The 13,213-nt window shown below is 38.2% G+C and carries 13 protein-coding genes; 2 read left to right on the plus strand and 11 right to left on the minus strand.

Annotation, left to right across the window (positions count from 1 at the left end; genetic code table 11):
* Positions 1-1,304: YfhO family protein (locus Q1V93_RS13595; protein WP_300665434.1), on the plus strand; the 1,304-nt coding region annotated here is incomplete at its 5' end.
* A 30-nt stretch (positions 1,305-1,334) separates the two neighbouring features.
* On the opposite strand, the gene pseI is transcribed toward Q1V93_RS13595, so the two are convergent.
* Genes pseI through pseB form a run of 8 tightly spaced genes read right to left on the minus strand, consistent with a single transcriptional unit; the run spans position 1,335 to position 9,309 of the window.
* Entirely contained in the window at positions 1,335-2,372 is a 1,038-nt protein-coding gene (gene pseI / locus Q1V93_RS13600) for a pseudaminic acid synthase (RefSeq protein ID WP_300665435.1), read from the minus strand.
* Positions 2,369-3,040, minus strand: a complete 672-nt coding sequence (locus Q1V93_RS13605; RefSeq protein ID WP_300665436.1) for an HAD family hydrolase — start codon at positions 3,038-3,040, stop codon at positions 2,369-2,371. The genes pseI and Q1V93_RS13605 overlap by 4 nt, the downstream gene beginning before the upstream one ends.
* Positions 3,037-4,938, minus strand: coding sequence for an NAD-dependent epimerase/dehydratase family protein (locus Q1V93_RS13610; protein ID WP_300665437.1), 1,902 nt, complete (start codon positions 4,936-4,938; stop codon positions 3,037-3,039). The genes Q1V93_RS13605 and Q1V93_RS13610 overlap by 4 nt, the downstream gene beginning before the upstream one ends.
* Positions 4,928-5,500, minus strand: coding sequence for a GNAT family N-acetyltransferase (locus Q1V93_RS13615; RefSeq protein ID WP_300665438.1), 573 nt, complete (start codon positions 5,498-5,500; stop codon positions 4,928-4,930). Before Q1V93_RS13615 ends, Q1V93_RS13610 begins: the two co-directional genes overlap by 11 nt.
* On the minus strand, positions 5,497-6,393 hold the full coding sequence (locus Q1V93_RS13620) for a class I SAM-dependent methyltransferase (RefSeq protein WP_300665439.1): 897 nt from the start codon (positions 6,391-6,393) through the stop codon (positions 5,497-5,499). Before Q1V93_RS13620 ends, Q1V93_RS13615 begins: the two co-directional genes overlap by 4 nt.
* A 4-nt stretch (positions 6,394-6,397) precedes the next feature.
* Positions 6,398-7,084 carry a pseudaminic acid cytidylyltransferase gene (gene pseF, locus Q1V93_RS13625; RefSeq protein WP_300665440.1) on the minus strand — a complete coding sequence of 229 codons (687 nt, stop codon included), beginning with the start codon at positions 7,082-7,084 and terminating at the stop codon, positions 6,398-6,400.
* A gap of 21 nt (positions 7,085-7,105) precedes the next feature.
* Positions 7,106-8,302, minus strand: coding sequence for a UDP-4-amino-4,6-dideoxy-N-acetyl-beta-L-altrosamine transaminase (pseC, locus tag Q1V93_RS13630; protein WP_300665441.1), 1,197 nt, complete (start codon positions 8,300-8,302; stop codon positions 7,106-7,108).
* Positions 8,299-9,309, minus strand: a complete 1,011-nt coding sequence (gene pseB, locus Q1V93_RS13635; protein ID WP_300665442.1) for a UDP-N-acetylglucosamine 4,6-dehydratase (inverting) — start codon at positions 9,307-9,309, stop codon at positions 8,299-8,301. The genes pseC and pseB overlap by 4 nt, the downstream gene beginning before the upstream one ends.
* Before the next feature lie 332 nt (positions 9,310-9,641).
* On the opposite strand from pseB, the gene Q1V93_RS13640 reads away from it, so the two are divergent.
* Positions 9,642-10,505, plus strand: a complete 864-nt coding sequence (locus Q1V93_RS13640; protein ID WP_300665443.1) for a hypothetical protein — start codon at positions 9,642-9,644, stop codon at positions 10,503-10,505.
* Between the two features lie 176 nt (positions 10,506-10,681).
* Here Q1V93_RS13640 and Q1V93_RS13645 read toward each other — a convergent pair whose 3' ends face one another.
* From Q1V93_RS13645 to Q1V93_RS13655, 3 genes are all read right to left on the minus strand, one after another.
* Positions 10,682-11,680, minus strand: coding sequence for an NAD-dependent epimerase/dehydratase family protein (locus Q1V93_RS13645; protein WP_300665445.1), 999 nt, complete (start codon positions 11,678-11,680; stop codon positions 10,682-10,684).
* A 45-nt stretch (positions 11,681-11,725) separates the two neighbouring features.
* A complete protein-coding gene (locus Q1V93_RS13650) occupies positions 11,726-12,490 on the minus strand; it encodes a DUF5672 family protein (protein WP_300665447.1) in 765 nt (254 codons plus the stop codon).
* Positions 12,490-13,213 (minus strand): class I SAM-dependent methyltransferase (locus Q1V93_RS13655; protein ID WP_300665448.1); only part of this gene is annotated, 724 nt, incomplete at its 5' end. The genes Q1V93_RS13650 and Q1V93_RS13655, both read right to left, overlap by 1 nt.

Raw genomic sequence — 13,213 nt, forward strand, 5'->3', positions numbered from 1 at the left:
TGGTTGCGGGCTTGGTGGTGTTGACTTTTGCGGATATGCTTCCGGTTGCATACAATTATCTTGGAGCAGTTGATGATGCTTCAGGAAACGGATATAAGTACTGGGAAGAAGCAAGTCTTTCTGCATACCCGATAGCAGCTACGAAAGGAGATGAGGAAATCTTACAGTCTGAGGTGCGTCAAAATCCGGCCCTTGCTTCAAAAATTGCAAACGGAAAAGCGAAAGGTGAAGCTTTGGCAGATGAACTGGGATACGAAGGTGCTGCAAGAATAAATGTCATTAACTCATACCGTTTTTATGCGTTGAGTTCGGCTACAAATTACAGGGTTCTTGATTTCTCAGGTGCATTTTCAAGCAGTCGCGCATCGTTCTTCCATAAGTCATTGGGAGGATATCATGGTGCGAAACTGAGAAACATCGATAACCTGATTTCGTTCCACCTGTCTAAATCTAATAACAAGGTGTTTGACATGCTGAATGTGAAATATTTCCTTCAGCCCCAGCAAAATGGCTTGGATACAGCTGTTTTGAATCCGACTGCACTTGGAAATGCGTGGTTGGTGAAAGATGTGAAGGAATATGCTACTCCGAATGATGAAATCAGGGCGCTTGGAAGCAAATTTAAACTGGAAAACAAAGGGCAAGGTGTTTTGTTGGTAAATAAACTACCTGTGAAACAAGCGGAGGTTTATGGAAGCGAAAGCTTGCAGTATTTGATTCCGGGAAGAAAAGATACGGTTCCGGTTCAATTGTCAAATGGAATTCCCGTTGGGGAAGACGTGATGTTTGTCATGGACGTAAGAGGAACGACGAACCTGGTTCCGATGATAACATTGGAGCGTGACACGACCAAATCATTTACACCATTGGTACAATTGAAAGTTGAGAGCGCCTTCAATCCGGCTAATGAGGCTGTAATGTTGAGTTCAGTGGCAAAACAATTAAGCAAGAAGAAATTTTCCGGAGAGGGAACAATTAAATTGCTTTCGGCAAGACCAAATAAACTGACTTACGAAGCGAATGTAAAAGGTGATCAGCTGGCAGTTTTTTCAGAAATCTATTACCCGCTCGGATGGAAAGCATTGGTGGACGGAAAAGAAACTTCAATCCTGAAAGTGAATTATTTGCTTCGTGGATTGGAATTGAAAGGCGGAACACATAAAATCGAATTTGTATACGATTTACCGAAATATTACACGATTGGAATGGTTGCCAAAATCGGATCAGCGATCTTATTTGGATTATTTGCTTTCGGAGTGTATTATTTATGGAGAAGAAAGAAAAACGGGATAACTACCAAATAAAATTTGCTTTTAAGAACAAAAAAAGAGGACTTATTCAAAGTCCTCTTTTTTTATGCGGTCACCGATGGTGAAGTCTTTTAAAGATCGTTTTCCGAGAATCTCAAAATAGTGTTTGGGGTGGAGGCTAAATCCTGGTCTTACTGATCGGATATGTTCCGAGGTAACGATTTCTCCTTTTTTAAGGTCTTTTGATACATACAATGAGCGACTGTGTGCTCTGCTGATCAATTGTTTTTCACTCAATTCAAAAGTTACAATGCCCATTGCTTTTTCAGCATCTCGGATAGATTTAACCATCTCCGCAAATTCCGTCTCATTCATGGAGAAACTTGCATCAGGTCCGCCGATTGACCGATCTATAATAAAATGTTTTTCAATGACTTTTGCTCCAAGGCAGGTAGCCACCAAAGCGACAGTTGACCCCATGGTGTGGTCAGATAAACCGGAAATAACACCAAATTCTTTCTCAAAATAAGGAATCATCACCATGTTTGCTTCTTCGATTGGAGCGGGATAACTGGAAGTACATTTCAATAGGATAATTTCATGGTTCCCCGCTTTCTTGCAAGCTTCTACGGCTAATTCAACATCTTCATGCGTTGCAATCCCTGTTGAAATAATAATTGGTTTTCCTTTGGAGGCAGTATACTCGATCAATGGAATATCCGTGATTTCAAAAGAGGCAATTTTATAAGCAGGAACATTTAAATCTTCTAGAAAATCCACTGCAGTTTTATCGAAAGGAGACGAAAAACAAATCAATCCTTCTTCTTTTGCTACGTCGAACAATTTTTGATGCCATTCCCAGGGGGTATAAGCTTCCTGGTATAAATCGTACAAGTATTTTCCTTCCCAAATCGTTCCCTGAATCAGAAAATCTTCTTTTTTACTGTTGAGGGTGATAGTATCTGCTGTATATGTTTGAAATTTAATAGCATCTGCACCTGCACGTTTTGCTGCGCGAATAGTTTCAATAGCCGTTTCAAGACTGCCATTGTGATTGGCAGATAACTCAGCAATTATAAAGCACGGTTTGTTATGCGCTATTTCAAAATTTCCAATTTTCATGGTGCAATTTTTTGTATAAATTCTGTTGTAATTTCATCTAGATTCTTTACTGTATATTGAGCATCAAATTCTGAACTGACCTGTAATGATCGAAATTCCCCCGTCAATACACGAATGGTTTTGGCTCCTATCTTATTCAGTGAAACGAAATCTTTCCTTGGATTATCTCCAATATAAACCAATTGGTTAGGAGCTTTTTTTTCCCACTCAAGAATTTTTTCAAAGCAAAAAACTGATGGTTTGGAATATTGAATACCATATTGATAGGTTGGAATTGTTTTGATGAAATGTTTGTTTAATCCAAGAGCATTGATTTTATTTCGCTGCACACGAATATTTCCATCGGTAACCAGGTATTTTCTGCTTCCTGAAAATCGAGAGAGGAATCGCATGGCTTCAGGATACAAAACCAATTCAGGTCGATGAGAGCGATAAACAGCAACGCATTTTTTTCGATTTGCCGCAGTATTGATATGGTATTGTTTTAATACAGAATCAAATACTTTTCCACGTCCGTTTGCAGTAAGTTCATCCAGCATGATCCGATAAGATTCAGTCGAATCTATTCCGAATGCATTTCTTAAATAAGAACTGACTTCCCGGAATCCGCTGTAAACAAATTCGATTTCAGGATAAAGGGTATCGTCTAAATCTGTTACAAGTATCATAAATACAGATCTGCAGGATAACGAACTTGTGTAATTGGTTCTTTCGTTTCAACAAATGGATAGGACTCCAGTGAAATCGAAGAACTTTCCAGGTACGCCCAATAGAAACTATCTAATCCTGCTTTGATTGAAAGGGTTGAAGCTCCACCAAATCTGGGATTGCACTCAATTACATGGATTTCTCCGTTGGAATCAATAATTGCCTGTAAGATGATATGCCCTGAAAGATTTAATGAACCGATGATTGCAATAAATGCATTTTTCCATTCGGTATTTTGAACAGTGGTTGTGATTTGAGATTCGCCATTCACGACCAATTCGCGTTTTCGCATTACAATTCCCTTTACTTTTCCTGAAGTATCAATATATGCGTCAATACTTAATTCGGAGCCTTTAATAAAAGGCTGGAATATTGGGAATTTCAATCGTTCGGAATGTGCCAAAGCAGCCTCTTTATTCAGATTGATGCCAATGGAATCTGAACCTGCTCCAAAACGTTCTTTCACAACAAAATGAGTCGAGTTTATAGACTCAAGATCTTCAAATGTTGGAATGATACTAGATTGGATGGCTTTATTTTCATTATAAAAAGACAGTTTGTCAATACATCTATTGATAGATGTATTGTCCGAAATCATGACATGAATTCCGGCCTCTTTGAAAAGTGATTTGTTTTCAGCGAAAAAAGCTAATTCACCATCACGGGATGGAATAATCAAACGAATAGAGCGGACTTGACATTCCTTGATAAATACATGAATATCGATTTGACTAATCAATGGGATTTTCCAAAAATAATCGGTAAAATATTTTGCTAAACAGCTGTCAGATGAATCTGCTGCAATTACTTGAATGGAAGCATGAATTTTATTTGCCGCTTTTTTCACAGCTTGAATTAAACCGATTTTACGAGAAGCACTTGTGACAAGGATATTTCCGTATACTACTTCGTCAGTGCTCTTTTTTTGTTGTTCGAATGCGATGATTTCCGGAATAGTGTCTTCCAGATCTCTTTCAGGTGCCCAATTGATATAACTTTTCAATAAAGTTATATCTGCTTCTGAAGCTTCAATGAGTTCATCCGTTTTTCGAATGTATTCGATATTCATTTGTGGGAAATGTACTTGTAGGATTTGAACAACATCTCCAACTTGTCTGGATCTTCCCGTACCCAGATTTACGATTCCTGTTTGGTCGCAAAGTGCCAGTTTAAGTAATCCATTGGCTGTATCCTGTGCATAGATATAATCAAAAAAGCCTTCGGGATTGTACACTGTGATTTTTTCATTATTCAATAAATTTCGAACCCATCGGGAAATGATATCCCGGGAGTTTTTACCGTAACCCCGATAAATCCGTGCGGAAATACTGGTGAATTGATCGGACTTGAACAATGAGAGAAAATCCAACTCGATTTCATGCGCAAGTTTTGCGAGGCCGGTCAGATTTCGCGGATTGATACTATGTGATTCGGTGAGTTTTACCGCTTGATTTTGAGCCTCTTTGAATTGATAATGAGTTTTGTCGTAGATCAAATAACTGGATGCATTCACAACTCTTTTCAGTGCCGGCACATTTCTCATGAGTGTCATTAAATGATGACTCAAAAGAATATTGTGGTGAAAGTTTTCCTCCCAATGTTCATATGTTTCAGCCGAGCGCTCGAAGGTTGCTGCCAAATGAATGAAATATTCCGGGTTGAAGTGATTTAATTCCTCTTGAGTAATGAAGTTTAAATCTCCCTGGCGGTATTGAATTGTTGAGGGGAAATCGCATGGAATTGGTTTTAAATCACCCACCATGATATGTGCACCTTGCTGATGAAGCAGTTGCACCATTTCTGTTCCAATTACACCGCTACCGCCACTGATAAAAACCCTTTTCTCTTTAAAATCCATAATCCTTTTTTAATATTCCGTGTATCAAAGAATCTACAAAGATACCATTAATACATACGTGTGATCTCATTCTACCTTCAGCTACAAAGCCACAAGATTCCAAAATTCCAATATGATGTTCCCGAATATCGTAAGTCTCTGTAAAAATACGATTGAACCCCAGTTCTTTGAATGTAATTTCCTTCATGAGTTCAATGAAATGTTTGAAATCACGTTCATAAATTAGCTGATCTGCTGCATGAACCGGATTTACAAGGAAAGAAAGCTCTACGCGCATATCCAGCCAATGAATATTTGTCAGTCCACCGTATCCAATACATTCGCCTAAGTGAAGAAAACTGAAAAGCATGATATTCGGTTGTTCTTTCCTGAAACCCGGGACGACTATATTTCGATAATAGTTTGCTTGTTCTTCATCACTGATTGGTTTGTTCTGTCTCAGAACATCCATTTGGGCGTTTCTCCACTCTTTAATTAAGAAAATATCACTTTCTCTCATTGGAGTTACCTGAAAGTCACCAAGTGAATAGACGGAATTTGTCAAATAATTGGAGTAACTCATGGTCTTGTAAAATATGCTGTCAATTGTCTTCCTGATCCCAAATTCGCAAATGCTTCATAGAGTTCAATGGTTTTTGGAATAGAGACGGAACAATGAAGGTGATCTAACCACATACGTGCCTGGTGACAATTTTTCCCTTTGCTTCCATCTTCAATGTAATTACTGTCCGGATTCGCCAGGAAATAATCTATAGGGAAATCGGACAAACATTTGTGGAATTTGAACTCCTGATCTTCACAAAGTGCAATCAATGAATCTTTGGAAAAATAGTTTAAATGATCCGGAGTTTTGACCCAGAATTCCCTGGAAATCTTTTTATCGGCCAAAAGTGATTTTTGCAGTGTGGAAAAGTCATTAGGAACTAAAATAATCAACAAACCACCCGCAGAAACTAATTCCCGAAGTTGTTTTAATATTAAAACCGGGTCAATAACGTGCTCTAATACATTGAGAATACAAATGACATCGTACTGTTCTTTTTTTTTAATCAATTCCTGTATTCGGACATAAATATCACCCTGTAATACAAAGGGTTCCATTTCCGGGTTTTGTCGACGAACTCCATCGTAGGAATAATCAATTCCACTGACTTCCCAACCTTGTTTGAAAAAATAATTCAAGGTAAAACCTTCACCACATCCAACATCCAGCAGTTTTCGCTGTGATTTTGGTTTATCTTTGAAAAAGGCTGTAATTATTTCCGATTTCAGGTGATTGGAATTCGTAAAGAAGGCTAATTCCTGTTCTGAATAGGTTGCTTCATAAGCGCCTTGGTTGGTCTGAAAATAGATATCTGCATAATATTTCTCCAGGTCCTCAGGACTTGGCTTTTCTTCTATCTCCAGGTAACCGTATTTATTCTTTACAAATGAAATTGTTCCGGGTGTATCCACTTTATTAAGAATTAAGAAGTTTGTATTTCAATTCTGCCAGTTTCCAGTCTGTTTCATTATCGATATCCTGAACGAAAAGTTCATCTAAAATGATATAGCCGGTATTATTCGTGAAGATTCCTTTTTGTTGAATGACATCATTGGGTTTCATCCAATAGAATTGTCCGGAATCAAAATAGGATTTTTCTAAATCTTGTGATCGCGTAAAACAATGTTCCGGATTCATATATTCCAGTTTTTCGTTGGAAAGTGTCAATGCTCTTTGAATGGGGGGGGAGTAAGGAACAATCGGATAAACGGATGAGTAAGAACCTTGATTCAGTTTGTGATATGCTTCCGTTAAATCTTTTATTTGAAGCAACGGAGTACAAGGATAAATACAACAAACCTCTTCAAAAATGAACCCGTCATTTAAATACTGCTGAAGGACCTCTTCAATTACTTCAAAAGTTCCGGCAAAGTCATTACTGTTTTGTTGACTTCTCAAAAAAGGAATAGTTGCACCATATGCTTTAGCAACTGCAGCAATTTCTTCATCATCAGTTGAAACCATAACCAGATCAAAAAGATTACTTTTTAACGCGGTTTCAATGGCATATGCAATGATAGGTTTTCCAAGAAAATCCTTGATGTTTTTGCGTGGGATTCGTTTACTTCCTCCTCGAGCTGGTATAATTGCTAATTTTGCCACAATCTGCTGATTGATTAAACCTTAGTTAGTATAAAATGCCTGAATGGTCAAAATCACTTGTTCGAGTTCCTCATCTGTCATGCTTGGGAACATCGGAATACTGATACACCTTGAATAATAGGTTTCTGACTTCGGAAAATCGCCCGCTTTAAAACCTTGTTTTTTGTAATAAGGCATGAGATGAACTGGAATATAGTGGATTTGAGCAAAGATATTCTGAGACCGTAAATAATCATACAAACCTTTACGATCCTCTACCTCCAGTACAAAAAGGTGATAGGCATGCCCATCAACCAGTCCAGAATGCCGGAAAATTTGCGGAACAGTCTCAAAAGCTTCGGTATAGTATTTAGCAATTGCTCTTCGTTTGCTTAAGTTCTCATCTGCACGTTTTAATTGTGAAAGCCCCAGGGCAGCCTGAAAGTCAGTTAAACGATAATTGTATCCCAACTCCTGCATTTCCATATACCATGCCGGGTAAGAACTGTTGTCAGAACTGTTTCCAACTGCAAATTCAATGGTGTTTTCAAATGAGTCAATATCCCGGGTGATTCCATGTGTGCGAAGCCTCATTAAATGCTTGTACAAGACCTCATCGTTGGTGGTAATCATTCCGCCTTCCCCGGTTGCAATGTGTTTTACCGGGTGAAATGAAAAAACAGACAAATGTGCGAACTGACCATTGCCGGCTGTTTGCTTTTTATTCGTTTCATCTATGAAATATCCTCCCGGTGCATGACAGGCATCTTCAATAATCCACAAGTTGTATTCATCAGCCAATTTTCTGAAATCAGCTAATTGCGGAACCCGTCCTGCAAAATCAACGGGAATAATTCCTTTTATCTTTTTATCCGGATTGTTTTGGAGCACCGTTTTAACGGATTCAAGATCCATCAGGTAAGTTTCAGGATCAATATCTGCAAAAAGCACTTTTCCTCCGCAATACCGCACGCAATTTGCAGAAGCGGAAAAAGTGATCGGCGTGCAAATAACATATTCATCTTCCTGCAATCCCAAACTCATCACCGCTAAGTGCAGAGCAGCAGTACCATTGCTGACTGCAATTGCATAGTTCGAACCAACATATTTTGCAAATTCACTCTCGAATTCAGCAATTTTTGGTCCTTGTGTCAGAAAATCGGATTGAAGAGTTTCTACTACAGCTTGAATATCATCATCCGTTATTTCTTGCTTTCCATATGGAATTGCTTTTCTCATAATTCAAATGATGGATCAACGTGTTCTTTGATCAGCTTTCGAAGACTATCAACCGTCTCCCATTCTGTATTCTTGTCAGAAGTGTATGCAAAGCCATCCGGTACTTTTTCTGCTGAGAAGTGGACTTTGAAATCTTCAATTTTCCAATTGGGAGTTTGAGGAAGAATTGTGTAGTATTTTCCAAGGTCATAAGTGAAAAACGAATCAGAAGAAGTAATCATTTCCTCATGAATTTTTTCACCGGGTCGAATACCAATAACCGGTTTTTTACATTCCGGTCCGATCGCTTCGGCAACATCCAAAATGCGGTAAGATGGTATTTTGGGCACAAAAATTTCTCCGCCCCACGCTGTTTCAAGCGCATGCATCACCATATCTACACCACCTTGTAACGAAATATTGAAACGGGTCATGGATTCAACCGTTATGGGCAATACTCCATCCGTTTTTTTCTTTTTAAGAAAGAAAGGAATTACTGAGCCGTTAGAGCCCATTACATTGCCATATCTCACAACAGAAAATTTCACATTCTTCTTGCCACGAATATTGTTTGCGGCAACGAATAATTTATCCGAAGTTAGTTTTGTAGCTCCGTATAAGTTAATAGGTGCACATGCTTTATCGGTTGATAAGGCAACAACGTGTTCCACATTTGTTTTTAAAGCTGCTTTGATGACATTTTCTGCCCCCCCGACATTGGTTTTCACGCATTCATCCGGGTTGTATTCGGCAATATGAACATGTTTCATAGCAGCAGCGTGGATCACATAATCAATTCCTGAGAAAGCTCTTTCAAGTCGTTCGAAATCTCTGACATCTCCGATAAAATAGCGGATTTGCGGATACGTTTTCGCCGGAAATTCCTGTTCCATCTCAAACTGTTTTTGTTCATCTCTTGAGAAGATAACCAGGCGTTTAATATCCGAATGTTGTGATAAAATATGTTTGGTAAGCGCTTTTCCGAGAGAACCGGTTCCACCCGTTATTAGAATTGATTTGTCTTTCACACTACATTATATAAGGTCTTACAAATATACTGAAATCCTCTTATCGAATGACCCGGGTAACGGAAATGTAAAATCAATCGGATCATGGGTTTTAAACCCTGCAACATCCTGCGGAATTAAAAACGGAGTTCAATAGCCAGTGCTGACATTGTCTCTATAAAAAGTGTATCTTTGATAGCCAAAAATCAAGTGAATGAAGGTCGTATTGATAGAAAATACATCATTCTATCTGCAACGGAATTTTATTCAATCACGAAAGAGAGTGTAGAGGAAAAACTTTGTGATCGTTACCGGAAAACAAGTATTGGACGCATAGTATCAAATAAGGAAATATGATTAACAGATTTTTTCAGACAATAGTTAACCTTGGAAAGGTTGTCTTAAAGAGCAATTACTTTATCAGAATAGGAAAGTCCGCTGATCAGAATATCCTTGTATTAGGCAACGGACCGTCTCTTAAAGAGGATATTGTAAACAACCTGAAAGTTTTTGAAACAACTCCTCTGGCTGTCGTGAATCATTTTTGTTACTCAGAGTTCTTTTTTCAATTGAAACCGAAGAATTATTTCTTTTTGGATCCTGCTTTTTTTATGCAATCAATGACTGAACCCATTGAAAAAACTTGCCGGATTTTAACAGAAGAAGTTGACTGGGAAATAACCTTTTACCTTCCATGGAGCAGCCGGAAATCTCCTTTTGTTAAAAGTTTGAAGCAAAAGAAAAACTTTAAGTTCCAGTTTGTGAATTATGTGACAACCAAAGGTGGTTTCCGTAGTATTAATCATTGGCTGTACAATTGGAACCTGGCGACGCCACAAAGCCAGACAGTGCTTGTCTACACTCTTTTCCTGGCAGTTAAAACAGGTAATAAGCGTATTTTTCTGTTTGGTGGGGAAAACAACTGGCACGCCAATGTGACAGTGAACAAGCAAAACAACCTGGTGATTACTGATATGCATTTGTATGAGGAAAAGAAAGAGCAGAAGGAAAGGGTACTGAAAGATTCTGTTGATACTTCGAAAAACATTACCATGGTTTCTTTGCTGGAAAGTTGTGTAAAAGTCTTTAGAGGGTATGAAGTAGTAAATACTTATGCAGGTACTAAGCAGGCACAAATTTACAATTGTTCCAAAAACAGTTTGATTGACAGTTTTGAAAGGTTGAATGATGAAGAATTTAAACAACACATTCTTTGACTTCTGATCTTGTGCTATATCGAGAGCTCTTTTTAAGCGCTTCATTGAACCCGAGTTGTGAACTCTATCAGTTAGGATAAAGTTGTATAAAACATAAATCCCCAAGGATAAAAATCATTGGGGATTTGAATGATGATAGAGTTACTGATTTTTAGATCAGTTTTTTATTAGAAGATTTATTCACCGGCCCAACTTGGAGGTAATTTTTCCAAAATTTCGATGTTTTCAAATTTTGAAGAAGAGCGGCTTCCCACTTCTTTTACCCATTCGGCCATTTTTGTTAATCCTTCTTCAAGTGAGATGTCATATTTATTTACCCCAAATACCCGATGCATTTTACTGTGGTCGGAATATGCATGAAGTACCTCGTTACGTGCAGGAAGATACTGTAATTCGCCATTAATTCCCATTACACGCATAACAGTTGTTGCTAACTCATTTACGGAATAATCTTTATCAGCACCAATGTTAAAGACTTCATTATAAGCTTCTTTTATTTCTACCGACCGGGCAATATGTGGTGCAACATCAGTTATATAGCTGAAAGCACGGGTTTGCTGTCCATCTCCAAAAACACTTAAAGGCTTACCTTGTAGTAATTGATTCATGAATATCCCGACTACATTTCGGTATCGATCACCGATATTCTGATATTCACCGTACACATTATGTGGTCTAAAGACGATATAATTTAGACCAAACATTTCATGACAAGCCTTTAAATCCATTTCAACAGCCAGTTTAGCCACTCCATATGGATCTTCAGGTTGAGGTATCGTATCTTCTCTTAATGGAAGTTGTCCCGCACCATATACAGCAATGGATGACGTAAACACCAGACACTTCACTTTGCTTTTTACGCACTCATTAATAATATTTATACTGCCGATCAGGTTGTTATTATAATTGAATCGGCGGATAAAATGGCTCAATCCTTCAGCGGCATAAGCCGCTAAGTGGTATACATAATCAAATTGATGATCTTGAAAAAGTTTTTCTACCAATACATGATCGGTAATACTGCCTTCAATAAAAACAGCTCTGCTGTCCACATTATCTTTAAACCCACCGCTGAGATCATCCAAGACAACTACGGAATGCCCCATGGAAAGTAATTCTTTTACCACATGAGCGCCAATAAATCCGGCTCCTCCTGTTACTAACGATTTTGTCATATATTGTTTAATTTTAGTAATTAGTAAATAATAAAGTAAGGTGACTTACTTCGTTAAAAATGATTCGGGTATTGTATATCCGTAGTTTTTAAAATGTGGTGCCCAAAAATCAGTATTGAATTTTTCCCAGGCATGACAACCGAAAGGGAGCTGGTTCCCGTTTAATTCATAGCAGATTTCAGGAGTTTCTTCAAATGCAAACTGCAATGCGATGTTAACATCCGGTATACGAAAACCGGGAATGAGCCTCTTTGCTACGGAAGACCAGAAAAAATCTTCGTGCCATTTCCCCTTCCAAAATATGGCTATCGGGTAGAGATAGATGCTGCCGTAATAAAACTTTTTTACTTTTCGCAGAGATAATCCTCCGTTTCCTACTTTTTTTATCCAGCGTTTCATACCTGGAACCTTGCTGTTTAGTTTTTGAATCCAACTACTGTTTATCCAGGGAGCTCCGATGTAATCAAAGCCTTTATTGCACCACTCCTCAATATTGTTTTCGAAAACAAATGTATCCAACTGATAAATCAATATGTAATCGTACTCCAGAAAATGTTTATAGAAGTAGGGAATATTCATCAGACGGTTGTACTTCGACTCGCTTGTAAAATATTTGGGTTTTAATCCTACATATTTTGTAATAAACTCATATTCTTCATATTCTGTTAACAAAATACCTTGAGGGTGAACCAATATGACATCATAATCACTAAAAACTTCTTTGCATCTGGCCAGTGAAATTTTTTCATTCCATTTCAGCGTAGCCCGATGATTCGGAATTACAATAGCGACCCTCTTATTATTTATCATTATTTTTTCGTTGAGATTAATATGATTTCCCCAGCGGCTTGCTTATTAAAGAGCTTAAAAAGAAGGCTCATGTTTTGATGAAAAACTCCCAAAATAAAGTCCGAGATTCTTTTTTTATCTCTGCCAATTACAAAACGCCCTTTTCTTTTAATGGCTTTTGATACGGTGGTAGACCAGGCATCCATACGGAGACTAGTGAAAGATTCCTGAATATCGAATTGATTTCGTTTCACCACCACCTCTAAGTTATCCGGGTGAAATAAATGAAGATGCCTTGGAGGGTCCAACTGGAACCAGTTTTCCTGATACAATCCACGTTGCCAGTTTCTTGTATTTGGAGTAGCGATGACTAATTTCCCTCCCTTTTTTAACTTCTGGTGGCAGGATTTCAATAATTCGTCCACTTCATGCACGTGTTCTATTACATGATTGATGGTGATAGCGTCGAAAAAATCATCCGGGTAGTTTTGGGAAGGAATATCGCCGATACTTACGTTTAATCCTTTTTGCTGACAATAAGCAACTGCTTTCGGATCAACGTCTAATCCGTAACATTCCCAACCCACAGCTTTTAAGTTATCCAGCAATGTGCCGTTTCCACAACCAAAATCCAGGACGCGTCCTTGTGGAACAGCATCCAGGTAGAACACTTTGAAATCAATATTGTTTCGTTTAACAGGGAGAAGGTATGCAAGGTAACCAGGGAGTTTCCGGAAGAAAGAC

The organism is Fluviicola sp., from assembly GCF_030151805.1.
Classification (GTDB): Bacteria; Bacteroidota; Bacteroidia; order Flavobacteriales_D; family Crocinitomicaceae; genus Fluviicola.

Bases quoted from the DNA above. Each gene is read 5' to 3' on its own strand.
- pseI (WP_300665435.1), bottom strand. From the start codon at position 2,372: ATGAAAATTGGAAATTTTGAAATAGCGCATAACAAACCGTGCTTTATA.
- Q1V93_RS13605 (WP_300665436.1), bottom strand. From the start codon at position 3,040: ATGATACTTGTAACAGATTTAGACGATACCCTTTATCCTGAAATCGAA.
- Q1V93_RS13610 (WP_300665437.1), bottom strand. From the start codon at position 4,938: ATGGATTTTAAAGAGAAAAGGGTTTTTATCAGTGGCGGTAGCGGTGTA.
- Q1V93_RS13615 (WP_300665438.1), bottom strand. From the start codon at position 5,500: ATGAGTTACTCCAATTATTTGACAAATTCCGTCTATTCACTTGGTGAC.
- pseC (WP_300665441.1), bottom strand. From the start codon at position 8,302: ATGAGAAAAGCAATTCCATATGGAAAGCAAGAAATAACGGATGATGAT.
- Q1V93_RS13640 (WP_300665443.1), top strand. From the start codon at position 9,642: ATGATTAACAGATTTTTTCAGACAATAGTTAACCTTGGAAAGGTTGTC.
- Q1V93_RS13645 (WP_300665445.1), bottom strand. From the start codon at position 11,680: ATGACAAAATCGTTAGTAACAGGAGGAGCCGGATTTATTGGCGCTCAT.
- Q1V93_RS13650 (WP_300665447.1), bottom strand. From the start codon at position 12,490: ATGATAAATAATAAGAGGGTCGCTATTGTAATTCCGAATCATCGGGCT.